The organism is Leifsonia sp. NPDC058230 (assembly GCF_042882245.1).
In the GTDB taxonomy this organism is placed as follows: Bacteria; Actinomycetota; Actinomycetes; order Actinomycetales; family Microbacteriaceae; genus Leifsonia.
In genome coordinates this window covers 1,038,592-1,063,521 of sequence record NZ_JBHVWM010000001.1, presented here as the reverse complement: position 1 = coordinate 1,063,521, position 24,930 = coordinate 1,038,592, and the positions used below count along the sequence as shown (strand labels likewise).

Below are 24,930 nucleotides of genomic sequence, written 5' to 3'. Positions count from 1 at the left end.
ATGGTTACTTCACCGTGTTGTCGTCGAGGTCGACGGTGGGGGCGTCAGGTGCATCCTTGCCAGGTCCGATTCCGATGGGGATGCCGGCCTCCGGGTGGTTCAGATCGAACGCGGGAGACTCGCTGCGGATGCGCGGAATAGATGTGAAGTTGTGTCGCGGGGGCGGGCAGCTGGTGGCCCACTCGAGCGAGCGGCCGTAGCCCCACGGATCGTTCACCGTGACCTTCGGTGCATTGCGCGAGGTGAGGTACACGTTCACGAGGAACGGGAGCATCGAGATGGCGAGGATGCCCGCACCGATCGACGAGAGCTGGTTCATCCAGGTGAACCCATCGGTCGGCAGGTAGGTCGCGTACCGTCGCGGCATGCCGATGACACCCAGCCAGTGCTGGATGAGGAACGTCGTGTGGAATCCGATGAACAGCAGCCAGAAGTGCCACTTGCCCAGACGGTCGTTGAGCATCTTGCCCGTCCACTTGGGCCACCAGAAGTAGAAGCCGGCGAACATCGCGAAGACGACGGTACCGAAGACGACGTAGTGGAAGTGGGCGACGACGAAGTATGTGTCGGTGACGTGGAAGTCCAGCGGGGGTGAGGCCAGGATCACGCCGGTTAGGCCACCGAAGGTGAACGTGATCAGGAAGCCGATCGCCCAGAGCATCGGTGATTCGAAGGTGAGCGATCCGCCCCACATGGTGCCGATCCAGTTGAAGATCTTGATGCCCGTCGGTATGGCGATGAACATCGAGGTGAGCGAGAAGAACGGCAGCAGCACCGAACCGGTCGCATACATGTGGTGCGCCCACACCGTCGCCGAGAGTGCCCCGATCGCGATCGTGGCGTAGACGAAGCCTTTGTAGCCGAAGATCGGCTTGCGGCTGAACACCGGGAAGATCTCGGACACGATGCCGAAGAACGGCAGCGCGATGATGTACACCTCGGGATGCCCGAAGAACCAGAACAGGTGTTGCCAGAGCAGCGCCCCGCCGTTGGCCGGGTCGTAGATGTGGGCGTTGAAGACGCGGTCGGCCACGAGGGCGAACAGGGCGGCGGCGAGCACCGGGAACGCCAACAGCACGAGGACCGACGTCACCAGCGTGTTCCAGGTGAAGATCGGCATCCGGAACATCGTCATCCCGGGGGCGCGCATGGTGATGATCGTGGTGATGAAGTTCACAGAGCCGAGGATTGTTCCGAATCCCGAGAGCGCAAGTCCCGCTGCCCACATGTTCCCGCCGACACCAGGCGAAAACGTCGTCGCCGACAGAGGCGCGTAGCCCGTCCAGCCAAAGTCTGCGGCACCTTGAGGTGTGAGGAAGCCGGCGACGGCGATGAGGCTACCGAACGAGTAGAACCAGTACGCGATCGCATTCAGCCGCGGAAATGCCACATCCGGAGCCCCGATCTGCAAAGGCATGATCACGTTCGCGAATCCCGCGAACAGCGGCGTCGCGAACATCAGCAGCATGATCGTGCCGTGCATGGTGAACAGCTGGTTGTACTGCTCCCTGGTCTGCACAATCTGCAGGCCAGGCTCGAAAAGCTGCGCGCGGATGATGAGAGCCAGAAGTCCGCCCACCAGGAAGTAGATGAACGACGTGATCAGGTAGAGGTACCCGATCGTCTTGTGGTCGGTCGAGGTGAGCCACCCGACGAGTACATTCCCTTTTCGCTCGACCCTGTTCGTTGGAGGCACGCCGGTCGGGAGCGCGGGTGCCGGTCGGGGGGTGGTCGTGGTCGACATGAGCTCCTCCTCGCCGTCGTGCGTGCTGGCATCGGCCGTAGTCGAGGCAGTTTGGCGAGTCGGGGAGTGCTTCTTGTGCGAGATCGCGCGGGCCGATTCGCTGATACAGACTCTACCCGGACACTTGTGCTATGGCCAGGGATCAGCCACTCACTCCTCGTCGCTGAGCACGGTCATTTTCCCTGCGGGACGGGACGCTCGATCACCGGCAGCGCGCACGAATTGATCCTGGGCGCCGGGGTCATCGGCATAGCGCCGGGGCGGACATTGGATACGAACACGGCCGCGACGATCGCCGAAGCCACGGTGATCCCACCCATCACAATCATCGCTGCCGAGTATCCGCCGCGAATGGCAGTTGTCAGGCCCCCTCCGCCGGAGCCCCCGATCAGCACCGGGACCAGCGCCGTGATGAGCAAGGCCCCGACCCTGGATGCGCCGTCGTTGATGGCGGATGCCTCACCGAGATCGGCGTCGTCGACGGCCGAAAGCACAGCAGCCGTCAGAGGCGTCACCAGCAGGCCGGCTCCGAGCCCCCAGACAAGGGCACCGGGAAGGATCGCCTGCGCGTAGCTTTCGCCTGGACTCGCGCCCGAGAGCAGGAAGAAGGCCACGGCGACCGCGAGGATTCCGGCCGCCATCAGCCAGCGCGGTCCGAACCGCGCAACGAGCGCTCCGGCGAACGGTGAGAGCGCTAAGAAGACCACTGATTCCGGGATGAGCACGGCGCCCGCCTGCGCGGCTGTGTACCCCAACTGCAACTCGCACTGGAGCACGAGCAAATAGTTGGCGGCCGCCCATGCCCCGTACAACAGCACCGTCGTCACATTGATCGCGCTGAACTGCCGAGACGCGAACAGTGACAGCTTGAGCATCGGAGCCGGCCTACGTCGCTCGACCGGTACAAGCGCGACGAGCGATCCGAGACCCAGCACAGCCGCGATAAGCACAGGTGCAGTCAGCCAGCCCGAGGCCGGACCGTCCGTGAGGGCGTAAGTGACACCCCCCAATCCGACCACCGCCAGTACCCCGCCGAGAAGATCGGCCGATGCCGGTCGAACCGCCCGGCCGACCTCGGGCACGAAACGCAATACGACCAGAGCGATCACGATCACCGGAACGTTGAGCAGGAAGACCCATCGCCACGATGCATGGTCGACGAGCCAGCCGCCGGCAAACGGGCCGAGCGTGGTGCCCAATGTGGCGAGGCCCGCCCAGATCCCGATTCCGCGCGCCCTGTCGGCGACGCGCAACGTGCCGTTGAGCATGGCCAGGCTGCTGGGAACGACCAGAGCACCGCCGACTCCCTGGGCGATCCGCGCGGCGATGAGCCAGCCCACAGATGGCGCCAGGGAGCACAACACTGAGGCGAGCAGCATAACGAGCAGCCCGGCTTCGAGCACGCGACGCCTACCGAATCGATCGGCCAAGGCGCCCGAGAGAAGCAGGAACGACGCAACCGTCAGCAGATAGCCGGTCACCACGAACTGAAGAGCTGTGGCGCTTCCACCGAGATCCCGCTTTATGGCCGGCACGGCGACGATCACCACGTAGGCGTCGAGGAAGCCGACCAGGGAAGCCAGCACGGTTGCAGTGATCAGGAGCGTACCCGTTGTGCTCCGCAACGCGACCAGGGAGTTCCCGTTGAACGTCATGGGGAGTCCGTCACGCTTCGACGGTGCAGCGTTCGCCGGGGAGGAGCTCGGTGAACTCCGCCCGGATGTCTCGCGTGAGGGACCTGACGAGTCCCATCGTCAACTTCAGACCGTCGTCCGACAAGACGCCGGTATGGACGGGAACCACCCATTTCGGACGCACCAAGTGTAGATACTTCTCGACGTCCGAGATCCGCAACCACGGCGCGGAGACGGGCAGCATTAGAAGGTTTACGTCTCCTCCCGGTGGCGAGAACGAGTCGCCCGGATAGAAGATCTGGTCGTTGACGCGGACCGCAAGGTTCTCGGGGCGGGGCCCGTTTTCCAGGATCTCAGCGTGCATGCCGCTGGTGAACTCGAATCGCAGCGAGCCGACCATGTCGCAGCGGTCCGCGTCGATCACTGTCACAGCCGGACCGAGCGTTTCCGCGACCGCCGCGGTCGAGAAGATCCGCCGCGACGAACTCTCTTCGACCAATCGGGCGAGCACCTCTCGATCGAAGTGGTCCGGATGCACATGGGTGACCACCACGGCTTGCGGCGATAACGTCGGCAGCCGCGGAGTGAATGTGCCCGGGTCGATCAGCACCCGGTCCTCGCCGGAGCTCACCATGAAACACGAGTGCCCCCAGAATGTGACTTCCACGGACCCTCCCTTCGGCTTTCGCCTGCCGCCGACCGAATCAGGTCCGCGACCGCATCCGAATGAGAACTGTCGACGCCGTTCGACGGGCCCGCTACTCGCGGATTCCGCATGAGGGCCATGGACGAACAGCGGCATGGGCAAAACACTGACGAGTCGTGCGCCACTCCCATGCCCTGTCATGAGCGAAGTAGGCGGTCGTTTCGGGGCCGCGATGAACGTATGGTAGCGCTGGAACCAAGCGCATGCCTAGCCCTACGCGCGGAGTCGGCCGGGCGCGGGTGACGTCGCCGTTCCCCGCCCTCGGGCGCAGTGCGACCTTGTCGCCGCCTCGGTCTGGTCTATCGTGGACGGCGGTTCCGCGCGTCGATCGGGAGGACGGGGATGAAGCTGCTGCTCACGTCGGGCGGTGTCACGAACGCCAGCATCCGCGAGGCGCTGATCGGGATGCTCGGCAAGCCGATCGCGGACAGCAACGCCCTCTTCATCCCCACCGCGCAATGGGGACAGCCCGCGTGCGGCCCACAGAGCGTCTGGAGGTCGACCGCAGGCCGCCGGGACGACCCGGGCCTGGTCGGTCTCGGTTGGAAGTCGGTCGGGGTGCTCGAGCTGACCGCGCTACCGAGTCTCGCCGAGGAGCGCTGGATGCCGTGGGTGCGCGAGACCGACGTGCTGCTGGTCGATGGCGGCGAGGCGAGATACCTCTACACCTGGATGCGGCAGTCGGGCCTGGCCGCGCTGCTGCCCGAGCTCCGCGACACCGTCTGGGTGGGCGTGAGTGCCGGAAGCATGGTGATGACCCCGCGCGTCGGCAAGGAGTTCCTCGACTGGCAACCGGACGGCCCCGACGACGCACTCGGCCTCACCGATTTCTCGATCTTCCCGCACCTGGACTACCCCGGATGGTCGAGCAACACGCTCGACGCCGCGCGGCGCTGGTCTGAGCGCATCCCGGGCCGGTCGTATGCGATCGACGACCAGACGGCGGTCGCCGTCATCGGCGCCAACGTCGAGGTGATCAGCGAAGGGCACTGGGAGCAGTTCGACCGCTGAATGCTCGTCTAGGACGTGACACGTCGATCCCGCGCACGTTTCCACAACAGATCGACGATCACCGACAGGGCGACGATCACGAGAAGCGCGATCGCGGTGGCCGGTTCGTCGACCAGCGTCGTAGCGCAGAAGACGACGAGGGTGCCCAGGGTCGCCACCAGGCCGATGGCGAGGATGACGATATTGGCGCCGGTCTCCTTGTACAGCCGGAAGTGCCCGATGCTCACCGTGGAGAAGATGAGCAGGGCGACCGCGCTTCCGATCGAGGCGATGCTCGTCAGGTCGAAGCCGGCGACCAGAACGATCGCGAGTCCGGCCATCACCAGCAGACCGACCGGGAAACGGCGGACCGATCTGCCGAAGAACGGCGGGAACTGGCCGATCGACGCGAGCTGCCGCGTCATGCCGATCGACGGGTAGAGCCCAGCGTTCACCGCACCCGTCGTGGAGAGGAGCGCGGTGATCACGATCAGCACGTACCCGGCCTGGCCGAGCGTGGGCTTGGCTGCCTCTGCGATCGCGGTCGGACCGTACTGGACGACCTGGTCGGCGGTCAGCGTACCGAAGACGCCGAGCGACACGGCAACGTAGACCGTGGTCGCGATCGCGAGGGCGAGATAGATGGCGATCGGGAGCTGCCGCTTCGGATTCGGCAGGTCTTTGGCGGTGAACGTGATGACGCCGAATCCGAGAAAGGCGAAGAAGGTGAGGGCAACGCTCGAGATGATCTCCTGCGCGCCGGGGTATCCGCTCGGCGCGAGGAGGGCCGGGTTCCAGTTCGCGATCGTCACCACGGCGAACAGGACGAGGATGACGAGCACGACCGTCACGAGAATCGATTGCACCCTGGCCACTGCACTCGAGCCGATCGCATTCAGGGCGCTCATCACCAGGATGAGCAGGATGCCGAGTACCCTCGCCCAGAACGGGTCGTTGTTCGCGACGACCGAGCTGGCGTACCCGCCGAACGATGAGGCGATCATGGCGACGACGATCGAGCCCGCCGTGAAGAACAGCCACGATCCGATCCCGGCGATGTGACCCTCGCCGAACCCCTTCGACAGGTAGGTCAGCAAGCCTCCGCCCGACGGATACTTGGCACCGAGCTTCGCGAAGGAGTACCCCTGCAGGCCGGCGATCACTCCGGCAATCAGGAACGAGAGCCAGACCGCAGACCCTGCGACCGCGCCGGCTGCGCCCAGGAGAGCGAAGATTCCAGCGCCCACCATCGACCCGACGCCGATGAAAGTGGCCTGGATGACGGTCATTCGTTTGGTCGCCGCCTCGGTGGCCATGCGTGCCTCCTCGTCTGGGCCCGGACACGGAAGTCCACCGGCGCGTCGACGCCATCCTGCCGTGACCGGCCGCCATCGAAATCACCCGGATAGGACTATTTCCAAACGCTTCGCGCGGGTGCATTCTTGTCCCGACCAGGGGTTCGGCGTGAATGATGTCGGGCCCCGGTGCGCGGCATCCTTCAGGCGAGTTCGTGATCAGGGGGTACAGGTGAAGATCGGCTCCGCACGGGGATGGAGGCTTCGCACAGCCGCTGTGGCAGTGGCTGTTCTTGCCGTTGTCGGGCTCGCTGGATGCTCCGACGTCAGCGACGTCGACCGGGCGCAGGCCCAGGTGTCCGCCAAGGAGAAGGCGGCGGCGGACGCAAAAGCAGCCCAGACGGCCGCGTCGGAGAAGTTCTGCGAGTCGAGCAAGACCTACATCGAGGCACTCGATCGGTACGGCGACGTACTGAACCAGACGGCCCCGACGGTCGGCGATGTCACGGATGCCGGCACGGACCTCGCCCGGCCGCGCGAGGATGCGTTCGACAGCGCCGAGGCTGCGGTCGCCGCTCAGCAGGAGCTCGAGAATGCCGAAAAAGAGCTCGCCGAGGCGCATGCGGCGCTCGACCGGGCGATGGCGGGACCCTCGAGCTTGGCCGTGCCTGCCGCCGCGCCCGAGCCGACGACCACCCCTCTGGTTCCGGCCGCCACGGTGGACCGCGTCAAGCAGGCCGAATCGGAGTTCACCGCCGCGGAGGAGGCGATCACCGACAAGACCACGCTGGTGGATGCGTCCCAGCAGTTCAACAGCGCTGCCGTCGCACTCGAGTTCGCCTGGCTGCGCCTGTTCGCCGAGGCGGGGTGCCTGTCCGATCCGCAAGCCGTAGCGAGCGCGAGTGCTTATGTGACCGCTCTGCAACAGGATCTGGCAGCTGCCGGGTACTACACCGGTGAGGTGGACGGCGTCTACGGACCGCAGACCGTCGCAGCGATCGAAGAGCTTCAGAAGGCGAGCGGTCTGCCCGTGACGGGCGCGCTCGACAAGGCGACGACGGCAGCTCTGGATGCGAAACTTTTGGCGCTCGGAGGCGCCGCAGCCCAGCAAAGCACAGCGACGACGGCCGCGCTCCAGCAGACTCTGAACCTCGTCGGGTTCTGGAACGGCCCCGTGGACGGTGTGTGGACGCCCGCCTTGACAGAGGCCCTGATGGCGTTCCAGTCGGAGCTCGGCGTCGAACCGACCGGCAAAGTGGACGCTGCGACCATCAGCGCATTCGAAAGGGAGCTCGCTGAGCTGACGCAGCCGAAACCCACGTCGGAACCGTCGCCGAAGCCGTCCAGTTGAGCGCCGGACGGGCCACCTCGGCTACGCGGCGCCGGCCAGTGCTTTGGCCTTGAGCGAATCGAACTCGGCGGGAGTGATCGTGCCGCTGTCGAGGAGCTTCTTGCCCGACTCGATCTCGGATGCGGCTGAGTGCGTGCCGGCGACCGAACGGACATAGTCCGCGGACGCAGCCTCAGCCTGCCGCGATCCCGCGACGCTTCGCTGGGCCATGTTCTTTCCGCGTGCGATCAGGTAGATGAATGCTGCGAGGAACGGGAAGAACACGAGGAAGAGGACCCACAGGGCCTTCATCCAGCCGTTGAGCTCCGGGTCGCGGAACACGTCGATGATGACCCGGACGAAGATCCAGATGCAGGCGACCGCGATGTAGAACCAGAAGAACCAGGCGAAAAACTCCCAGATGTTCATTGCAGCTCCGTTCTCTCGCAGGGTGCCGATCACGTCTGCGTCGCTTGAAAGCTAGAGCTCGCGTGAATTCGGACGCATCACCCGAACGGAATGATTCGAAGGCGGCGCCGCTGGTGCTGGGCGAGGTGATATCACCCCGATGTAGTGACGAAATGCGTCAGGTTTCGCACTGCAATGGTCAAGTGACAACTCTGCAACGTGATCGAACCATCCGACCGAAGGGAAATTCATCATGACCGACTCCGCCGCTGACACCCCGGTGCTCGACCTCCTCGCCCGCATGACGGCGGACTCGGTCGAAGCGTCGTCCCTCGATCCCGCGACCTTGGTTCTGGTCCGCGTCGCCGCGCTGGTTGCGGTGGGCGCACCACCGGTGTCCTACGCCCTCAACCTCCAGCTCGGCGGCGAGGTCGGTCTCGACGCCGAGGATCTTCGAGGTGTCCTCACCGCAATCGCACCCATCGTCGGTACCGCTCATGTCGCCGCCGCGACCGGCAATATCGTCACGGCGCTCGCGGCAGAGATCGAGATCGCCGTGCTCGAGGACGAGGTCGGATCATGAGCACGATGGAGCGAACCGGATGGGTCGGCTGGGGCAGATTCGCCGCCGTCATCATCCTCGTCAGCGGGATCTTCGGAGTCCTTCAGGGAATCGTGGCGATCTTCTCACCCGACGGGTATTTCATCATCTCGCGAGGAGGTCTGTTCCTCTTCGATCTGACCGGCTGGGGCTGGTGGACGCTCATCCTCAGCATTCTGCTTCTGATCACGGGAGGCGCCCTGCTGACGGGGGCGACGTGGGCTCGCGTCGTCGCCGTCATCCTCGCCATTCTCAGCGCTGTGGGCCAGCTCCTGCTGCTCCCGGCGCAGCCGTGGTGGTCGGCGATCATCATCGCGGTCGACGTGCTCGTGATCTTCGCGCTGACCGTGCACGGGCGCGAAATGCGTCCGGACGGATCCGCATCCTGAGCTCGTCTACCGATGCCGGCACCTCACCGACGACGGTTGCCGCTCCCGACGAGTCGGCTGATCCAGTTCTGCCACGCGACGAGGATACGCGGCGGCGTCTGGTGACGCCGACCGTGGTCGTGCGGGTGCGCGCTCTGGCCATGCGGACGGGGATTGCCGCGGGTCCGATGCGGTCTCGGAGTGGCGGGCAGGTCGCTGTGGGCGGGCACACCCGGCACGTGGTGGGTGGCGTCGTGCACAGCGGATGCGAGCTTGTTCATGGGATCTCCTGGGGGTTCGTTAATCCGACAAGGGTTCCGTCGGGCAGGCGGCCGATCCCGTCGAAACACGGGATCGCCGGGAGTGCTCCCTGAAACGGCGCAGCCGTGTAGTGGCTGCCGGCGACGATCGCACGGTCCACGTTCTCGACCGCGACCGCCTCCACGGTCAGCAGCACCTCGCCCTCTCCGACCTCGGGATCCGGAAAGTCCTCATAGTGCGGGACGGCTCCCGCGTGGTGCACAACCGCCGCTTTCACGTCAGTCCCCTTCTCTCTTACAGTGTTAGAGCATTAGGATATGTCTAACACCGTAAGAGAGATCGCGCAAGGAGGGTGGCGTTTGGCGCTGGATCGGCAGCAGGTCATCGACGCAGCTCTCGAACTGCTCGACGACGAGGGTCTCGAGGCTCTCAGCCTCCGCACGCTCGCCGGCCGCCTCGGGGTGCAGGCTCCCACCCTCTACTGGCACATCGGCAGCAAGGCCGAACTCCTCGACGCTCTCGCCGACGCCATCATGGACGACGCGATCCGGGCGATTCCTAAGACCCGTACGGACGACGACTGGGCGGAATGGCTGTTGGCCGCGCTCATCGAATTGCGCCGGGCAATGCTCCATCACCGCGACGGCGCACGCATCGTCTCGGGCGCACGGCTGGCGCTGCGCCGCGGCGACTTCTCCGAGTCCGCCATGTCCACGCTCGTCGGCCACGGAGTCGACCTGCACCAGGCGCGACTCGTCGTCCTCGCCGGAGAGCGCTTCACTGTCGGGTACGTCCTCGAGGAACAGGCGCCGACGGATGCGACGCAGCAACCGCCCGCGATCGATGAGCTCCAACGCCGATTCCCCACCACTGTTCAGGCGATCGGTGACTATTTCTCGGCCGGTCGCACCTCGGACGACCTGTTCAGTGACATCGTCCGGGTCATCCTGAGCGTGCCGCAGAAAGGCTGACGTCCGGAGCCTCGCGCCGTTGTCGGCCGACGACGGGCGGGCTACTCTTCACCTATGCTGACGCAGGTTGCGGAAGGTGTGCTGGTCCACGAGAGCGAGTTCTGTCAGAGCAACGCTGTGGTCGTGCAGGGGGCGAGAGGCGTTCTGCTCATCGACGCCGGAGTGCTCGACGCCGAGCTGGTCTGCCTCGCGAACGATCTGATCGACTCGGGTCAGACCGTTGTGCTGGGATTCTCGACGCATCCGCATTGGGATCACCTGCTCTGGCACCCCGGTCTTGGAGCTCCGCCACGGTGGGGCACCGCGCTCTGCGCGGACACGGCCCGCGAGCGGCTGTCGCACGGCATCGATTCGCGCCGATTCGGCATCCCCGACGAGGTGCCGCTCGACCTGCTCGGCGGCATCGCCGGCCTACCCGTCGACACGGTGCAGCTCCCGTGGGACGGCCCTGCTGTGCGGATCGTCGAGCATCGGGCGCACGCCCCCGGCCATGCAGCGCTGCTGATCGAAGACCGAGGGGTTCTCGTCGCCGGGGACATGCTCTCGGACGTGCTGATCCCCCTGCTCGACCTGGGCGGCACCACCGACCCGATCGGCGACTACCTCGACGCGCTCCAGCTGCTCGAGAGTGTGGCCGGCGACGTCGATGTCGTCATCCCCGGGCACGGTTCAGTCGGTGGGGCCGACCAGGTGCGCATACGGATCGATCGGGATCGGGCGTATCTGGACGCCCTGCGCGACGCCCGGGATCCGAGCGACCCGCGGATCGGCCCCTCGGCGGCAGAAGGCTGGGAATGGGTGAGCGACGTCCACGCGGGGCAGCGCGAGCGGCTCGCCGAACGAAGCGCGCCCGGGGGTACGGCGGGCTAGCTCCCCCGATCACTTCCCCTGTGTGTACTGCTCGGAAGCGCGGTCCGGTGTGCCCTGGTTACGTGCCAGGCAAATGGCGTCGTGTCCCCCAAAATGCCGCTACCGTTGCACGCCGGAATAGGTGAGGCTCGGTGGAGTGAAGGGGCAATCGCTTGAGCAGGAGAAGGTCGTGACGCAGTCGCGCACGCTGTTGCGACCGCACGCGCACCTGTTCAGACGGGGACTGATCGCCATCTTCGCGCTGACCACGCCCGTGTTCGCCGTGCTGTACTGGCTCACGATTCCCGACGGGGTCTGGCCTCTCCTGCTGGGCATCCACATCCTCGTCGTCGCTGTGACCACACTCGCCGTGCTCTCCTACTTCTCGACCACGATCCAGTTCATTCCCGACGGTGTCCGCGAGCGCGGCTTCTTCGGGCGCACGGTCGAGGTGCGGCACGGGATGGTCGGCTCGGTACTCCTGATCGACCTGTACGAGGGCAGCACCCTCGACACGCAACCGCAGCTGTTCGTGACCGGCAAGGACGGCCGGGTGCTCATCCGGATGCGCGGTCAATTCTGGGCTCTCGCCGACATGGAGCGGGTGGCCGAGGAGCTCGACGTCCCGATCACGAAGCGCGCCGAATCCGTCACCCTCACAGAGCTGCGCCGTACCTCGCCCGAGCTGCTGTACTGGTTCGAGCGGTTCCCGCGCTTCAGCCGCTGACCGCCCTCTTCGCGTCGGATCGCTAGATGAGCGCGTCGGTGGCGATTCCGAGTGACGGGCCCTCGGGGGTACTCGACGGAAGCTCGTGGAAGCCGAGCCGGTTGTAGAAGGCGCGCGCCGACGTGTTCGTCGCAGACACGCCCAGGTGCACGGCGGAGACACCGCGCTCCTCGAGTTCGGCAAGGAGCCGGCGGATGAGCCTGCGCCCGAAACCCTGACCCTGCAGTTCCGGGAGTAGGTCGATGTGCAGATGCGCCGGGTAGTCCCCCAGCTCGGGCACCAGGCGGTCCCCGTAGCTCAGGCCGTAGCGGATCAGCTCGCGCTCGGCGTCGGTCGCTGCGGTATCGAGCGGGTGCCGCTCCGCGAACCCGGCACGCCATTCCCGCTTGTACCAGTCCGCGAACGCGGCGGTGTCCGAGACCCCGATCACGTAGCCGGCGACGTGATCGCCCGTATCGACGACGAAGGCGAGCTCTGGCTGATAGGCGAGATACGGCTCCGCGAAGATGTCGGGCAGGAGGCTGTCGTCGCTGTACAGTCCGGTGGCGTCGGTTCCGCTCGCCCCGGTCCGTACGCAGATCTCGTCGACGGCTTCACGGTCGCTCGGGCGGTAGGGACGGATCGCACTCACCGTGAAAGTATTGCAGCGTGCACGCCCCCACCGCCGCCACCAGCGCCGAGCCGCGCAGCAAAGGTCTGCTGACGCCCGGCGACGGCGCGGCGCCGGTGACGATCGCGCGGCACTGGCCGAGCGACGAGGTCGCACCCTTCGTGCGGCACTACTGGCTGCCACGCTGGGCGCTCCCCGACGGTACGACCCTGCGGCAGGACGTGCTCGAGTACCCGACGAGCAACCTCGTGATCGAGCCTGGCGAGGCGGCACTGCATCGTCCCCTCCGCGGGCGTGGCGGCCGCATCCTCACGGGCGAGAGCTGGGCGTTCGGCGCGATGCTGCGACCGGGTACGGCACGCTCGCTCGTCGGCGGGAGCGTGCGCACGGTCGCAGCCTCTGTTCCGTTGAGCGCGCTCGGAATCCCCGGCGTTCCGGATGCGGTCGAGCGCGTGCGCGAGCGGATGGCGGCCGGGGACGACCTCGGCGCGATCGCGGCGTTCGAAGAGTGGCTGCCGGCGAGCATCCCACCGCCCGGAGAGGACGCCGCGCTGGTCGACGCGATCGTGGAGGCCGTCGAGAACGACCGTGGCATCACGCGGGTCGAGCAGCTCGCCGACCGGTTCGGGCTCGGAGTCCGCCGCCTGCAGCGGCTCGTCGCGGGACACATCGGATTCGGACCCAAGTGGCTCATCCAGCGGTACCGCCTGCAGGAGGCGGCCGCGGCGCTGCGCTCGGGCGAGGCGCCTCCCCTCGCCGAGCTGGCGGTCGAACTCGGCTACGCCGACCAGGCTCACTTCGGCCGCGAGTTCAAGACCGTGATCGGCGAGACACCGGGCGTGTACGCAGCCGAGGCGTCGAGGGCTCGGTGACCGACGCGGACACGGCTGCGACGTCGAGCCTGCTCGCGCCGAGGATCGCGCAGTGGAGCCTCGCACCCGACGGCGACGCGTTCCGCACACCGAGCAGCGTGCTGCAGCCGGTGCTCTTCGGTGGGCGGCCGGCGTTCCTCAAAGTAGCGACCGTGACCGAGGAGGCTGCGGGCGGTCGCGTCATGGTCTGGTGGGCCGGACGCGGTGCGGCGCCGGTCCTCGCCACCGAGGGGGATGCGCTGGTGATCGCTCGTGCGACCGGCTCACGCGACCTTGCGCGCATGGCCGCGGCGAGCGCCGCCGACGACGATGCGGCGACGCGCATCCTGTGCCGGGCGGGACTGCGGCTGCACGCAGTCGACGACCGGCCGCTTCCGGTCGGGGTGGTCGGGCTGGACCACTGGTTCCGCGAGCTGTTCGTGCACGCGGCCGAGCATCCGGATGCCCACGACGGCTTCTACCGGCGAGCTGCGGAGGTCGCCCGGGAGCTGCTGGCGGATCCCGCCGGGCACGCAGTGCTGCACGGCGACCTCCACCACGGGAACGTGCTCGACTTCGGGGAGGACGGCTGGCTCGCCATCGATCCGAAGCACGTCGTCGGGGACCCGGGGTTCGACTTCGCGAACATCCTGTGCAACCCGTCCGCACCGGTGGCGCTCGCGCCGGGGCGGTTCGAGCGGCAGCTCGCGATCATCGGCGACGAGGTGGGGATGGAGCCCGACAGGATGCTGCGCTGGGCCTTCGCCTGGACCGGCCTGTCGTCGTGCTGGTCGGAGCGGTCGGGCCTCGACCCCGAGCACGCGCTCCAGCTCGGGCTGCGCGCCCAGCGCCTCCTGCCCTGACGGATCAGCCCTCGCGCAGCCCCCAGGGCTGGCCGTAGCCACCCTCGGCCGTCGGGCGCGCCATCAGCGTGAGGTACGGTTCGGCGTCGAACGCCTCGGGGCCGAGCACGCCCGTGCCCGTCCACACCCCGGTCGCGAGCAGCTCGAGCGCGATCACCGGGTTCAGCGCCGTCTGCCAGACGACGCACTGGGCTTCGTACTCCCGCATCGTCCACTCGTTGTCGCTGACGTGGTACAGGTACACCTCTCGCGGGCTGCCGTCGAGACCGCGACCGGTGACCCAGACTCCGGCGCAGGTCTTGCCCGTCATCCGGGGACCGATGGTGGCGGGATCCGGCAGAGCGGCGGCCACCACATCCCGCGGCGCCACCTCGACCGGACCATGCGCACTGCGCACCCGCAGCGGCGTGGTCGAATCGAGCCCGAGCTGATGCAGCGTGCGGAGGATGCCGATGAACTCCTCGCCGAGCCCGTACTTGAAGGTGACCCGTTCGGCGTCGAGCCATCGAGGCATGAGGAGTACCTCCTCGTGCTCGACGTTCACGCACTCGACCGGGCCGATCCCCTCGGGGAAGTCGAACACCTCCGGTTCGCTGAACGGCGCGGTCGTGTACCAGCCGAGATCCTTCCCGAAGATCACCGGCGGGTTGAGGCACTCCTCGATGGTGGTCCAGATGCTGAACGACGGAGCGAAGATCTCGTTGCCGTCGGCGTCTCGCACGACCAGGTTCGCGCCGTCGCGCGTGCCGAGCTCGTCGATATGCGAGAACAGCTTGTCCGACGCGTACCGTGCGAACACGTCGCTGAGCCCGGGTTCGACGCCCATCCCGACGAGCGCGAGACGCCCCGCCGCCTCCCAGTCGCCGCGCTGAGCGAACTGGTCGTCGCCGAGCTTCACGCCGGTCTTCGAATACGGGTCGGAGGGATGCGGCTCCGACAGGCTCATGGCCATGTCCAGGTAGTCGGCGTCTGCCGCGAGCGCCCCGGCGAAGATCGTCGGTACGAATTTGGGCTCGACGGCGTTCATCACGTGGGTGGCGCGGTGCTCGCGGGCGACGGCGGCGACCGCATCCGGGTCGGACGCGTCGATGGCAGCGGCGACGAACCGGGAAGCGACCTCGTCACCGTGCTTCGCAGCGATCCACGCGATGGTGCGTTCGGCACGGCTGACGTCGTAGTCGCTCACGACGATGAGTTCGTAGAACGTGCGTCGCGCGGCGATCTTGGCGATGGCGTCACCGACGCCGCCGGCGCCGACGAGGAGGATTCTCATGCGCGCAACGCTATCGGTCGCGGCCGATGCCAGCTAGGGTTCAGCATCGATCGGTCGCTCGCTGGGCGTCACGGTGCGGGTTTCGCGAGGAAGAACGGATGCGGTGCCTGCTGCTCGCGGGCGATCCGGTAGGCCAGCGGCGCCCAGACGATGACCGCGACGCCGGCGCCGATCAGCAGACCCCCGACGGTGTCGCTCAGCCAGTGCGCGCCGAGATAGGTGCGGCTGACGGCCATCAGGATCGCCCAGGCCGCCCCCGCTATCCACACCCAGACGCGAGGGAAGAGGATGCCGAGCACGACCACCATGGTGGCGGCGTTCGCTGTATGCCCCGACGGGAATGAACCCGTGTCCGTGTGCACCAGGATGTCCGTCGGTCTCGCGCGCCCGACCGTGTACTTCAGGATCTGCACGATCACGACCGACAGGATGCTCGCCGCAGCGAAGAACATCGCGCCCCACGGCCGTCGGAAGGCCAGCAGCGTCAGGAAGATCAGCACCGGGATGACGACCGATCCGATGATCCCCCCGCCCGCGTAGTTGAAGAAGAGCGCCGGTGCGAGCCAGAGCGGCGAGCGGTGCTCGATGATCTCGTCCATCCACTCGAGATCGAAGGAGAACGGTTCGGTGCGCCGGAAGGCGATCAGCACGCCGAGCACGACGACGAGCCCGACGGCGACCGAGGCGGAGACGACCGGCCAGCGCCGGGAGATCCTCGCCGCCTGCGCGACATCGGTGTGCTGTTCCATGCCGTTCACGCTACCCGGCACGGGCGGCGGACTCGACGCGTGGACTCAGTGAGCCAATTCGGGTACGGTGCGCGGGCGCACGATGAGCCAGAGCGCCGCGATGCTGATCGCCGAACAGATCGCCATCACGAATCCCATCGGCGCTGCACTCGCCACGCCGAGCAGCCCGACGACCGGCGAGATGATCCCGGCGAGGCCGAAGTTCACCGCGCCGAGAAGGGATGCCGCGGTGCCGGCCTCGTGCCCGTGACCGTTGAGCGCGATCACCTGCACGCAGGGGAAGCCGAATCCGCAGGCGGCGATGAAGAACCAGAGCGGGACGACCACCCCCCAGAGTCCGGCGTGCGCCTGGTCGAGCACGACGATCGCGACCGCGGAGACGAACATGACGATGGTCGAGACGACGAGGATCCACTGCGGACCGAAGTACTTCGTGAGCCGCGCCGCCGACTGCACGCCGATGATGATGCCTATCGAGTTGACCGCGAACAGCAGGCCGTACTGCTGGGCGTCGAAGTCGTAGAGGTCCTGGAACACGAACGAGCTCGACGAGAGGTAGGAGAAGAGCCCGGTGAAGTTCATCGCGCCGACGATGGCGATTCCCACGAAGACGCGGTCGCTGAGCACCGACTTGTAGCGCTGGCCGACCGTCGCATGGCCCGCATCCACTCGCCGCGCCTTGGGCAGCGTCTCGACGATCCAGAGCGAGACGCAGATCACGACGAAGAGGCCGTAGCAGGCGAGCACGATGAAGATACCGCGCCAGGGCATGATCAGCAGCAGCTGGGAGCCGAGCACCGGGGCGAGCACGGGCGCGAGCCCGTTGACGAGGGCGAGCCGGCTGAGCATCCGCACCAGAGGTCGCCCGCCGAACAGGTCGCGCACCATGGCCATCGCCACGACACCGCCCGCCGCGGCACCGATGCCCTGGAAGGCGCGTGCGACGCCGAGCAGTTCGACGTTCGGGGCGACAGCGGCGGCGAGGCAGGAGAGGATGTGGACGATCGTCGCGAGGATGAGCGGCAGCCTGCGCCCGACCTTGTCGCTCCACGGTCCGACGAGCAGCTGACCGACGCCGAACCCGATCGTCGTGGCCGTGAGGGTGAGCTGGATCGCCGCCGTCGAGACGTCGAACTCCTTCTCGAGCGTCGGCAGAGCGGGGAGGTAGGTGTCGATGGTGAACGGGCCGAGTGCGGTCAGGGCGCCGAGGATGAGGATGTAGGCCAAGCGCTGCCGGCCGGACAGCGAGTCACCGGGGTGGACGACGGTAGTCACGAAGTTCCTTGCAGGGGAGAAAACGAACACCGCGGGGTGCGGCCGCGGTGGGAGGACTGGTGGTGCCGGAAAGTCGGCGGAACACATTTCTCGATCGAATCGATTCGAGTGTGGAACGTCCCCAATCCTATCGGAAACACGGCCACGAATGTTACCGTGCACATCCCCTTTTCTGGTGCCGGATGGCGACCACGTTCAGGCGCGACCCGTGACCGGGATGGACCCGCGGGTCAGGCTGCGGACGGCCCGGACGGTGCGGCGATGAGCGGCGCGAAAGCGAGTTCGGCAGCGCCGATCATCAGGATGCGCGACCCGAGCTCCGCCCGCACGATCGCCAGGTGCTCGCCGGACGCGCTGAGCGCCTGCTCGGCCACGAGCGACGCGAGCCGCTCGGGCGCGACGGCGTGCAGCGAGCCGAGGAATCCGCCGAGCACGATCAGCTCGGGGTTGAACACGTTGGTCGCGGTGCGGAGGGCGGTGGCGAGGAAGCCGAGCTGGCGTTCGATCTCGGCCACCACCTCCGGTTCGCCCGCTTCGACGGCGGCGGCGAGGGCACGGTCGAGTTCGTCGGGGTCGGCCGCCGGCAGCCCGAGAACCCGCAACAGGGCGCGCTGGCTCACCTCGGTCTCGAGGCAGCCGACCGCGCCGCAGTGGCACCGGATGCCCGCGGAGTTCACCAGGGTGTGCCCCAGCTCCCCCGCGTATCCGGAGACACCGGTGAGCGGTTCGCCGCCGACGATCACCCCCGCACCGATTCCGGATGCGCCACCGTTCAGGTAGACGAGGTGGGACGCCCCGCGGCCGGCGCCGAAGAGCCGTTCGGCGTTCGCTCCGAGACGAGCGTCGTTCGCGGCGTGCACCGGCAGCCCCGTCGCCTCGGCGAGCTGGGCGGCGAACGGCTCGTCCGCCCACTCGAGATGCGGGGCGAGGCGCACGACGCCGTCGCCCTCGCGGACGAGCCCGGGCACGGCGACGCCGATGCCGACGACCCGCGCGGCCGCCGCCAGGTCGGGACGAAGACCGTCGATGACGGCGGCTGCGATCGCGGCCGCCTCCGGAGCTGTCGGCACGTGACCGGTCGCGTAGCGCACGCGGCGGTGAACAGTGCCGTCGAGGCCGACCACGCCGACCGTGACGGCGTCGACCTCGGGATTCACCGCGAGTGCGACGACCTGGGCATCCGCAGCCACGACGGGGCTGGGCCGGCCGACGCGATTGCTCGTCTCCGGCTCCCGCTCGGCGACCAGACCGAGCTCGACCAGCTCGCCGACGAGAGCGCCCACGGTGGACCGGTTGAGTCCGGTCGCCTGGGTGAGCGCGGAGCGGGCGACGGGACCGCTGCGGTGCACCATCCCGAGCACCGTCGCGAGATTGTGGCGGCGGATCGCGTCGAGATTGGTGCCCGTCTGGCCCCGCTCGTTCGAAGTCTTCATGATCTCCTGAACCCTATCCGCTCCCCGGTCGACTCGTGCCTGTGTCCCCTCCGCCCGCTTCGCAACGCAATCGAGTACACCCGAATTCCCCATTCCCACCGGGGTGAGAGGGGACTTCGAGCGGACTCGATCAGGCGGGGAGGCGGAGGAGGGCGTCGTGGCGGACGGTGACCAGGCGCGGGTCGGATGCAGTGACCCGGTAGAGCGCGCCGGTGACCGCGACGGTGGCGCGCGGAGTGGATGCGCCGGGGAACCGTCTCGCCGGGGTCTGCTTTTCGTTGACGATGGCGCCGCCTGTCGTGCCCTCGTCGCTGTACGTCGCCGCCGACGCCGCGACGTGGGAGGCGATCCAGACCTCCACATCCCCGGGTTCCACCACCTTGACCATGTGCCGGTCACTGAAGGCGAAGCGGGCCGTCGGAACGGAGAACGCGACGCGCACGGAGTCGCCCGCGTCGAGCTCGACGCGCGAGTAGCCCAGCAGCTGCGCCACCGGCCGGGTGACCGTGCCCTGTATGTCGTGACCGTAGAGCTGCACGACATCGGCTCCGCGCCGTGCGCCTGTGTTGGTCACCGTCACCGAGACGGCGAACGAGTCCCCGGCCGTCGCATCCGGGTCGACGACGAGGTCGGAGTACTCGAACGACGTGTACGACAGGCCGAAGCCGAACGGGAGCAGCGGCGTCGAGTCGGTGGCCGTGACATCGGAGGGTCCGCCGAGGATCGGGTGGAGGTACGAGTACGGCTGCGCGCCTGCGGAACGGGGCATCGAGACGGGAAGGCGCCCGGACGGGTTGACCGAGCCCGTGATGATGTCGGCGATCGCGAGACCACCGGCCTCGCCGGGGAAGAAGCCCTGCAGCACGGCGGCCGGAGCGACGCCCTCCGCGCCGAGCGCCCAGCCGATCGCGTACGGCCGGCCGGTCAGCAGCACCATGACGACGGGCGTCCCGGTGGCGATGACGGCCTCGACGAGCGCGCGCTGGAGGCCCGGCAGTTCGAGGGACTCCGAGTCGTTGCCCTCGCCGACCGTGCCCCGGCCGAAGAGGCCCGCCTGGTCGCCCACGACGACGATCGCGAGTTCGGCCGAGGATGCGGCGTCGACGGCGGCGGCGAATCCGGAGTCGTCATCGCCGTCGACCGTGCAGCCCTCCGCGAAGACGAACTCCGGCGCAGCGAGGCCCGCGGCCGCGAAGGCACCGGGCAGCGCCTCGAGCACGGTCGGGATCTCAAAACCGAGGGGAAGCTCCGGATGGCCGGCCAGCACGTGGTTCGCAAATGAATAGCAGCCCTGGAGCGCCTCGGCGCGGTGCGCATTCGGCCCGATGACGGCGACGGTCGACGGTGCCCGCGAACCGGCGTCGAGAGGCAGCGTTCCGTCGTTCGCCAGGAGCACCACGGACTCCTCGGCGAGACGCCGTGCGACCTCCCGGTGACGCGGCGAGTCGAGATCGATCTCGCTCGGGGCATCGTTCTCGAAGGCACCCGGATCGAGGAGGCCCAGTTCTTCCTTCTGCGTAAGGGCGCGCAGTACCGACCGGTCGACGTAGGCCTCGTCGAACTGTCCGGCGCGGATGCGGTCGGCGAGCGGCTGCAGGTAGGCGTCACCTGTCGGCAGTTCGATGTCGATGCCCGCTTCGAGCGCCAGTGCCGCAGCCTCGCCGCGATCGGCCGCGACGGCGTGCATGACCTCGAGGAACGCGACGGCGAAGTAGTCCGCGACGACGGTGCCGTCGAAGCCCAGCACCTCGCGGAGCAGCCCGGTGAGGTACTCGGCGTTGGCCGCCATCGGCACTCCGTCGATGTCGGTGTACGAGTTCATCACCGACTTCGCCCCTCCGTCGAGGATCGCCATCTCGAACGGGGGCAGGAAGACATCGGCGATCTCGCGGGGTCCGGCGTGCACCGGTGCGTGGTTGCGTCCGGCCTTCGAGCCCGAATATCCGAGGAAGTGCTTGAGCGTGGCGTGCACGCCCGCATTCTGGAGCCCTCGCACGTAGGCGGTGCCGACGGTGCCGACCAGGTAGGGGTCCTCTCCGATGCACTCGTCCACCCGCCCCCACCGGGGGTCCCGGACGACATCGAGCACAGGGGCGAGGCCCTGGTGGATCCCGAGCTGCCTCATCGAGCCTCCGATGGCCCCCGCCATCTCCTCGACCAGTTCGGGGTCGAAGGATGCTCCCCAGGCGAGCGGAGTCGGGAAGGTCGCCGCCTTCCACGCGGCCAGCCCGGTCAGGCACTCTTCGTGCACCAGCGCAGGGATCCCCAGCCGGGTCTCGCGCTTCAGTCGCCGCTGCTCCTCCCAGAGCCACGCCGCCCGCTCGGCGGGATCGACCGGACGGGTTCCGTACACCCGGGTGTAGTGCCCGATGCCGTGACGAGTGACGTCTTCGAGGCCGCCCAGCGACTTCTGGCCGGCCGCCATCTCGCCCTGCATGGGTGCGACGACGCCGTTCTGATCGAGCCAGTACCCGACGATCTGCGCGAGCTTCTCTTCGAGGGTCATCCGCGCGTGGAGTGCGCGAACCCGGTCGGAGACGACGGGCATGGGGATCTCTTTGGTCACGGAGATATCACTTTCGTTCACGAGTGGAGCGGCGTTGCAGTGAGCGACGCGATCTGCCGGCGAGCGACCGGCGAGACCGGGGTCACCCCTTGACGGCCCCGGTCAGTCCGCCCACGATGCGCCGCTGGAAGAGCGCGAAGAAGATGAGGGCGGGAATCATGGAGAGGGAGGTGAACGCCAGCACCTTGGCCGTGTCCACCGAGTATTGGGACGAGAAGGCCTGCACACCGAGCGGCAGGGTGAAGGTCGATTGGTCGTTCAGGATGAACAACGGGAGCAGGTAGCTGTTCCAGCTGGCGATGAAGGCGAGGATGCCCGTCGTCACCACCCCGGGGATCGACAGCGGCATGACCATGCGGAAGAAGAACCCGAGCCGGCTGGTGCCGTCGAGCGCCGCAGCCTCTTCGAGCTCGACCGGGATCGCCTTGATGAACGGGACCAGGATGATCACCGTCGTCGGCAGCGCGAACCCGATCTGGGGAAGGATGACTCCGGCCAGGTTGTTCGTCAGGCCCAGATCCTTGACCAGGATGTAGAGCGGCGTGATCGCGACGGTCAGCGGGAACATGAGTCCGGCGGCGAACAGCGAGTACATCGCCGCACGCCCGCGGAACTCGTAGCGGGCGAGTACATAGCTCACCATGAGGCCGAGCACGACGACGCCGATGGTCGTTGCGAAACCGACGATCGCCGAGTTGCCGATCTCCAGCCAGAAGGTCGAACCGGTGAGCACATCGAGGTAGTTCTGGATGAGCCACGGGTTCGGGAGCCCTGCCGGGGAGGACGTGATCTGGGAGTTGCTGCGGAAGCCGCCGAGCACGATGTACAGGATCGGGGCGAGGCAGACGGCGATGAAGACGAGCGCGATGAAGTAGGTGGCGGGGCTTCCCCACTTGTCGCCGCCTCGCGACCTCCGCGGCGCTCGTCGCACCGTGCCGAGCGTCGTTGCTGACATCACTTCTTCCTCTCCGTTACGGCACCGGCCATGTCGCGCCGGAGCACGAAACGCTGGTAGATCAGGGCGATCGCGAGCGAGATCACGAACATGACGACGGCGACGGCGTTGCCGTATCCGTAGTTGCCCGACGTGCGCCCGTTCGCGACCATGTAGGTCGCCATGGTCGACGTGCCCGCCGTCGAGGCGACGTACTGGCCCCAGATGATGTAGACGAGGTCGAACAACTGGAGCGAGCCGATGATCGACAGGAACGCCCAGATGCGGATGGTCGGCCCGAGCAGCGGCAGTGTGATGCGGCGCTGGATCTGCCAGTAGCTCGCGCCGTCGATCGCCGCGGCCTCGAAGAGCTCTTCCGGGATGCTCTGCATGCCGGCGAGGAAGAGGATCACGGCGAAGCCGATGTACTTCCACGAGATGATGACCATCAGCGACCAGATGGCGATGTTGGGGTCGGAGAGCCAGTCGGCCTTGAACGCGCCGAGACCGATCGTCTGCAGCAGGTCGTTGACCGCACCGGACGTCTGGAGCATCAGGCTCCAGCCGGTTCCGACGATGACCTCGGAGACCACGTACGGAACGAAGATCAGCACCCGGATGAGCCCGCGCCCGCGGATCTTCTGGTTGAGCAGGAGCGCCAGGACGAGGGCGACCGGTCCCTGAAGGATCAGGGACAGGACGACGATGATGCCGTTGTGGAGCACAGCCTCGTGGAACGCGCTGTCTGCGAAGATCAGCGCGTAGTTGCCGAATCCGACGAAATCGGTCGGCGCCCCGTAGCCCTTCCATTTGAAGAAGCCGTAGTAGGCGGCCAGTGCGACGGGGAAGATCACGAACGCGACGAACATGATGATCGCCGGTCCGGAGAGGACCGTGATCTCGAACCGCTGGCGCCAATCGGCTGCTTTCCGCCTCGGCCGCTGTCCGGCCGGGGACGACGCACGAGTTGCGTCGTCCCCAGCCGTCTGCGTGCCCTGAGGCGGCTGCTGATCGGTCACCGACTTCACGCCTAGGGAACTACTCATTGTGGCGAATTATCCCTTGGCCGCGGCTTCGTTGACGCTCTTGATGATGTCATCAGAGGTGCCCTTGCCTGCGAGCAGGTCGACGACGCCGGTGTTCATGGCGTTTCCGACGTTCTGCCCGAGGAGCGTGTCGAGGTACTGCGACACGAACGGAGCCTTGTTGTACGCCTCGAGAACCGACTTGAGGTACGGCTCGGTGATGATGCTCTGAGCGTCCTTGTTCACCGGGATCGCGTTGAAGGCCTTGTAGTACGCCTCCTGCACGCTCTTGGTGGTCATGTAGTTGAGGAAGGCGGTGCATTCCTTCTTCGGCGCCTTGGCCGAGCACGAGAATCCGTCGATTCCACCCATCATCGAGTCCGGGTCGCCATCGCCGTTCGAAACGGTCGGGAAGGGGAACCAGCCGAGGTCGGGCAGCGGCTTCTGGTCGGGGGTCAGGGATGCGATCACTCCCGGGTCCCAAGCGCCCATGAGCTCCATGGCGGCCTTGTGGTTCGCCACGAGACCGGCGGAGCTTCCCGCGCCCTGCTGTGCGGCGGTCGTCAGGAAGCCGTCGTTGAACGGCTTGGTGTCGTTGAACGCGGCGAGGTCGTCTCCGGCCTTCGTCCAGCACTCGTCGTCGAACTTCAGCGACGACGCCGACTTGGCGAGCGTCTCTTCGCTGCACTCGCGGAGGGCGAAGTTGTAGTACCAGTGGGCGGCGGGCCAGGCATCCTTCGCGCCGACCGCGACCGGGGCGACGCCGGTGGCCTTGAGCTTGACGATGTCCTCGTTCAGCTCGTCCATGGTCGTGGGCGGTGCGTCGATTCCGGCGGCCTTGAAGAGATCCTGGCTGTAGTAGATGCCTTCAGGTAGCACGTCGACCGGCATCGCGTAGATCTTGCCGTTGTACGACTCGCCCTTGAGCGCGCCCTCGCTGACGGCGGCCTTCGTCGCGTCATCGATGGAGTCGGTCAGGTCGAGCAGCTGGCCGGCGTCGGCCATCGCGGCCATCTTGCCGCCGCCGCGCTGGAGGAAGACGTCGGGAGCATCGCCGGAGTTCAGCGCCGTCTGGAGTTTGCCGTCGAGGTCTTCGTTCTGAATGCTCTGGATCTTGATGGTGACGTTCGGGTTCGCCTTCTCGAAGTCGGCGACGGTCGTCTTCCAGAACTCAGCGCCTGGGCCCGTCGTCGAGTTGTGCCAAAAGGTCATCGAGACCTTGCCGTCACTCGATCCGCCGTTGTCGCCGCCGCTGCAGCCCGTGGCGAGTAGTGCGGTACCCGCGACGAGCGCGAGCATACCCGCGACTCGAATTTTCCTCTTCATTGTGGAAACTCCTTGGTAGTGATTGGGAGACTCGCGGCATCCACTGCCGCGAGCTACACCCTCGCATCCGGATACGGAGGTTGTCAAACGATATCGACAACGATATCGATAACGATTTCGATAACGGTCTCGATATCGGTG

The 24,930-nt window shown here is 67.2% G+C and carries 25 protein-coding genes; 9 read left to right on the top strand and 16 right to left on the bottom strand.

What is annotated here, in order from left to right:
• Positions 1-4: 4 nt before the first annotated feature.
• From ctaD to ACFVV0_RS05345, 3 genes are all read right to left on the bottom strand, one after another.
• Positions 5-1,744, bottom strand: coding sequence for a cytochrome c oxidase subunit I (gene ctaD, locus ACFVV0_RS05355; RefSeq protein WP_387059249.1), 1,740 nt, complete (start codon positions 1,742-1,744; stop codon positions 5-7).
• Between the two features lie 173 nt (positions 1,745-1,917).
• The gene (locus ACFVV0_RS05350) at positions 1,918-3,399 is read right to left on the bottom strand and encodes a DHA2 family efflux MFS transporter permease subunit (protein WP_387059246.1); all 1,482 of its coding nucleotides are present in this window, start codon (positions 3,397-3,399) and stop codon (positions 1,918-1,920) included.
• Between the two features lie 10 nt (positions 3,400-3,409).
• Positions 3,410-4,045 (bottom strand): MBL fold metallo-hydrolase, encoded by a 636-nt coding sequence (locus tag ACFVV0_RS05345; protein WP_387059243.1) that lies wholly within the window; start codon positions 4,043-4,045, stop codon positions 3,410-3,412.
• 381 nt (positions 4,046-4,426) lie between these two features.
• On the opposite strand from ACFVV0_RS05345, the gene ACFVV0_RS05340 reads away from it, so the two are divergent.
• A complete protein-coding gene (locus ACFVV0_RS05340) occupies positions 4,427-5,095 on the top strand; it encodes a Type 1 glutamine amidotransferase-like domain-containing protein (protein WP_387059240.1) in 669 nt (222 codons plus the stop codon).
• Positions 5,096-5,103: 8 nt separating this feature from the next.
• Here ACFVV0_RS05340 and ACFVV0_RS05335 read toward each other — a convergent pair whose 3' ends face one another.
• A complete protein-coding gene (locus ACFVV0_RS05335) occupies positions 5,104-6,390 on the bottom strand; it encodes an APC family permease (protein WP_387059237.1) in 1,287 nt (428 codons plus the stop codon).
• Between the two features lie 262 nt (positions 6,391-6,652).
• Between ACFVV0_RS05335 and ACFVV0_RS05330 the strand changes: the two genes are divergently transcribed.
• A complete protein-coding gene (locus ACFVV0_RS05330) occupies positions 6,653-7,720 on the top strand; it encodes a peptidoglycan-binding protein (RefSeq protein WP_387059234.1) in 1,068 nt (355 codons plus the stop codon).
• A gap of 21 nt (positions 7,721-7,741) precedes the next feature.
• On the opposite strand, the gene ACFVV0_RS05325 is transcribed toward ACFVV0_RS05330, so the two are convergent.
• On the bottom strand, positions 7,742-8,128 hold the full coding sequence (locus tag ACFVV0_RS05325; RefSeq protein ID WP_387059232.1) for a PLDc N-terminal domain-containing protein: 387 nt from the start codon (positions 8,126-8,128) through the stop codon (positions 7,742-7,744).
• A 232-nt stretch (positions 8,129-8,360) separates the two neighbouring features.
• Between ACFVV0_RS05325 and ACFVV0_RS05320 the strand changes: the two genes are divergently transcribed.
• Together ACFVV0_RS05320 and ACFVV0_RS05315 are read left to right on the top strand one after the other, a co-directional pair.
• On the top strand, positions 8,361-8,690 hold the full coding sequence (locus tag ACFVV0_RS05320; RefSeq protein ID WP_387059229.1) for a carboxymuconolactone decarboxylase family protein: 330 nt from the start codon (positions 8,361-8,363) through the stop codon (positions 8,688-8,690).
• On the top strand, positions 8,687-9,097 hold the full coding sequence (locus ACFVV0_RS05315) for a hypothetical protein (RefSeq protein WP_387059226.1): 411 nt from the start codon (positions 8,687-8,689) through the stop codon (positions 9,095-9,097). Before ACFVV0_RS05320 ends, ACFVV0_RS05315 begins: the two co-directional genes overlap by 4 nt.
• A 23-nt stretch (positions 9,098-9,120) precedes the next feature.
• On the opposite strand, the gene ACFVV0_RS05310 is transcribed toward ACFVV0_RS05315, so the two are convergent.
• Both ACFVV0_RS05310 and ACFVV0_RS05305 read right to left on the bottom strand, forming a co-directional pair.
• Positions 9,121-9,357 (bottom strand): hypothetical protein, encoded by a 237-nt coding sequence (locus ACFVV0_RS05310; RefSeq protein ID WP_387059223.1) that lies wholly within the window; start codon positions 9,355-9,357, stop codon positions 9,121-9,123.
• Complete coding sequence (locus ACFVV0_RS05305; RefSeq protein WP_387059221.1) at positions 9,354-9,614, bottom strand: hypothetical protein; 261 nt, start codon at positions 9,612-9,614, stop codon at positions 9,354-9,356. Before ACFVV0_RS05305 ends, ACFVV0_RS05310 begins: the two co-directional genes overlap by 4 nt.
• Positions 9,615-9,654: 40 nt before the next feature.
• On the opposite strand from ACFVV0_RS05305, the gene ACFVV0_RS05300 reads away from it, so the two are divergent.
• The 3 genes from ACFVV0_RS05300 (at position 9,655) to ACFVV0_RS05290 (ending at position 11,884) form a co-directional block, all read left to right on the top strand.
• On the top strand, positions 9,655-10,308 hold the full coding sequence (locus ACFVV0_RS05300) for a TetR family transcriptional regulator (RefSeq protein WP_387059219.1): 654 nt from the start codon (positions 9,655-9,657) through the stop codon (positions 10,306-10,308).
• 54 nt (positions 10,309-10,362) lie between these two features.
• Complete coding sequence (locus ACFVV0_RS05295; protein ID WP_387059216.1) at positions 10,363-11,178, top strand: MBL fold metallo-hydrolase; 816 nt, start codon at positions 10,363-10,365, stop codon at positions 11,176-11,178.
• A 169-nt stretch (positions 11,179-11,347) separates the two neighbouring features.
• Positions 11,348-11,884 (top strand): hypothetical protein, encoded by a 537-nt coding sequence (locus tag ACFVV0_RS05290; RefSeq protein WP_387059214.1) that lies wholly within the window; start codon positions 11,348-11,350, stop codon positions 11,882-11,884.
• Between the two features lie 22 nt (positions 11,885-11,906).
• Here ACFVV0_RS05290 and ACFVV0_RS05285 read toward each other — a convergent pair whose 3' ends face one another.
• Positions 11,907-12,515, bottom strand: a complete 609-nt coding sequence (locus ACFVV0_RS05285) for a GNAT family N-acetyltransferase (RefSeq protein WP_387059212.1) — start codon at positions 12,513-12,515, stop codon at positions 11,907-11,909.
• A gap of 17 nt (positions 12,516-12,532) precedes the next feature.
• Between ACFVV0_RS05285 and ACFVV0_RS05280 the strand changes: the two genes are divergently transcribed.
• Together ACFVV0_RS05280 and ACFVV0_RS05275 are read left to right on the top strand one after the other, a co-directional pair.
• Positions 12,533-13,366, top strand: coding sequence for a helix-turn-helix domain-containing protein (locus ACFVV0_RS05280; protein WP_387059208.1), 834 nt, complete (start codon positions 12,533-12,535; stop codon positions 13,364-13,366).
• Entirely contained in the window at positions 13,363-14,208 is an 846-nt protein-coding gene (locus ACFVV0_RS05275; protein WP_387059205.1) for an aminoglycoside phosphotransferase family protein, read from the top strand. The genes ACFVV0_RS05280 and ACFVV0_RS05275 overlap by 4 nt, the downstream gene beginning before the upstream one ends.
• Positions 14,209-14,212: 4 nt before the next feature.
• Here the strand turns inward: ACFVV0_RS05275 and ACFVV0_RS05270 are convergent, their stop codons facing one another.
• From ACFVV0_RS05270 to ACFVV0_RS05235, 8 genes are all read right to left on the bottom strand, one after another.
• Positions 14,213-15,481 (bottom strand): saccharopine dehydrogenase family protein, encoded by a 1,269-nt coding sequence (locus tag ACFVV0_RS05270; RefSeq protein ID WP_387059203.1) that lies wholly within the window; start codon positions 15,479-15,481, stop codon positions 14,213-14,215.
• 68 nt (positions 15,482-15,549) lie between these two features.
• Entirely contained in the window at positions 15,550-16,230 is a 681-nt protein-coding gene (locus ACFVV0_RS05265; RefSeq protein ID WP_387059200.1) for a phosphatase PAP2 family protein, read from the bottom strand.
• A gap of 45 nt (positions 16,231-16,275) precedes the next feature.
• The gene (locus tag ACFVV0_RS05260; protein ID WP_387059197.1) at positions 16,276-17,505 is read right to left on the bottom strand and encodes a multidrug effflux MFS transporter; all 1,230 of its coding nucleotides are present in this window, start codon (positions 17,503-17,505) and stop codon (positions 16,276-16,278) included.
• 230 nt (positions 17,506-17,735) lie between these two features.
• The gene (locus ACFVV0_RS05255) at positions 17,736-18,938 is read right to left on the bottom strand and encodes an ROK family protein (protein ID WP_387059194.1); all 1,203 of its coding nucleotides are present in this window, start codon (positions 18,936-18,938) and stop codon (positions 17,736-17,738) included.
• Between the two features lie 130 nt (positions 18,939-19,068).
• Positions 19,069-21,486, bottom strand: a complete 2,418-nt coding sequence (locus tag ACFVV0_RS05250; RefSeq protein WP_387059499.1) for a beta-glucosidase — start codon at positions 21,484-21,486, stop codon at positions 19,069-19,071.
• Positions 21,487-21,586: 100 nt separating this feature from the next.
• Positions 21,587-22,459 (bottom strand): carbohydrate ABC transporter permease, encoded by an 873-nt coding sequence (locus tag ACFVV0_RS05245; RefSeq protein WP_387059192.1) that lies wholly within the window; start codon positions 22,457-22,459, stop codon positions 21,587-21,589.
• On the bottom strand, positions 22,459-23,484 hold the full coding sequence (locus ACFVV0_RS05240) for a carbohydrate ABC transporter permease (RefSeq protein WP_387059189.1): 1,026 nt from the start codon (positions 23,482-23,484) through the stop codon (positions 22,459-22,461). Before ACFVV0_RS05240 ends, ACFVV0_RS05245 begins: the two co-directional genes overlap by 1 nt.
• Positions 23,485-23,493: 9 nt before the next feature.
• The gene (locus ACFVV0_RS05235) at positions 23,494-24,789 is read right to left on the bottom strand and encodes an ABC transporter substrate-binding protein (RefSeq protein WP_387059186.1); all 1,296 of its coding nucleotides are present in this window, start codon (positions 24,787-24,789) and stop codon (positions 23,494-23,496) included.
• Between the last annotated feature and the right edge of the window lie 141 nt (positions 24,790-24,930).

Excerpts from the sequence above, each read along its gene's own strand:
- ctaD (WP_387059249.1), bottom strand. The coding sequence starts at position 1,744 with ATGTCGACCACGACCACCCCCCGACCGGCACCCGCGCTCCCGACCGGC.
- ACFVV0_RS05350 (WP_387059246.1), bottom strand. The coding sequence starts at position 3,399 with ATGACGTTCAACGGGAACTCCCTGGTCGCGTTGCGGAGCACAACGGGT.
- ACFVV0_RS05340 (WP_387059240.1), top strand. The coding sequence starts at position 4,427 with ATGAAGCTGCTGCTCACGTCGGGCGGTGTCACGAACGCCAGCATCCGC.
- ACFVV0_RS05335 (WP_387059237.1), bottom strand. The coding sequence starts at position 6,390 with ATGGCCACCGAGGCGGCGACCAAACGAATGACCGTCATCCAGGCCACT.
- ACFVV0_RS05325 (WP_387059232.1), bottom strand. The coding sequence starts at position 8,128 with ATGAACATCTGGGAGTTTTTCGCCTGGTTCTTCTGGTTCTACATCGCG.
- ACFVV0_RS05320 (WP_387059229.1), top strand. The coding sequence starts at position 8,361 with ATGACCGACTCCGCCGCTGACACCCCGGTGCTCGACCTCCTCGCCCGC.
- ACFVV0_RS05315 (WP_387059226.1), top strand. The coding sequence starts at position 8,687 with ATGAGCACGATGGAGCGAACCGGATGGGTCGGCTGGGGCAGATTCGCC.
- ACFVV0_RS05310 (WP_387059223.1), bottom strand. The coding sequence starts at position 9,357 with ATGAACAAGCTCGCATCCGCTGTGCACGACGCCACCCACCACGTGCCG.
- ACFVV0_RS05300 (WP_387059219.1), top strand. The coding sequence starts at position 9,655 with ATGTCTAACACCGTAAGAGAGATCGCGCAAGGAGGGTGGCGTTTGGCG.
- ACFVV0_RS05295 (WP_387059216.1), top strand. The coding sequence starts at position 10,363 with ATGCTGACGCAGGTTGCGGAAGGTGTGCTGGTCCACGAGAGCGAGTTC.
- ACFVV0_RS05270 (WP_387059203.1), bottom strand. The coding sequence starts at position 15,481 with ATGAGAATCCTCCTCGTCGGCGCCGGCGGCGTCGGTGACGCCATCGCC.
- ACFVV0_RS05265 (WP_387059200.1), bottom strand. The coding sequence starts at position 16,230 with ATGGAACAGCACACCGATGTCGCGCAGGCGGCGAGGATCTCCCGGCGC.
- ACFVV0_RS05255 (WP_387059194.1), bottom strand. The coding sequence starts at position 18,938 with ATGAAGACTTCGAACGAGCGGGGCCAGACGGGCACCAATCTCGACGCG.
- ACFVV0_RS05250 (WP_387059499.1), bottom strand. The coding sequence starts at position 21,486 with ATGCCCGTCGTCTCCGACCGGGTTCGCGCACTCCACGCGCGGATGACC.
- ACFVV0_RS05245 (WP_387059192.1), bottom strand. The coding sequence starts at position 22,459 with ATGTCAGCAACGACGCTCGGCACGGTGCGACGAGCGCCGCGGAGGTCG.
- ACFVV0_RS05240 (WP_387059189.1), bottom strand. The coding sequence starts at position 23,484 with ATGAGTAGTTCCCTAGGCGTGAAGTCGGTGACCGATCAGCAGCCGCCT.
- ACFVV0_RS05235 (WP_387059186.1), bottom strand. The coding sequence starts at position 24,789 with ATGAAGAGGAAAATTCGAGTCGCGGGTATGCTCGCGCTCGTCGCGGGT.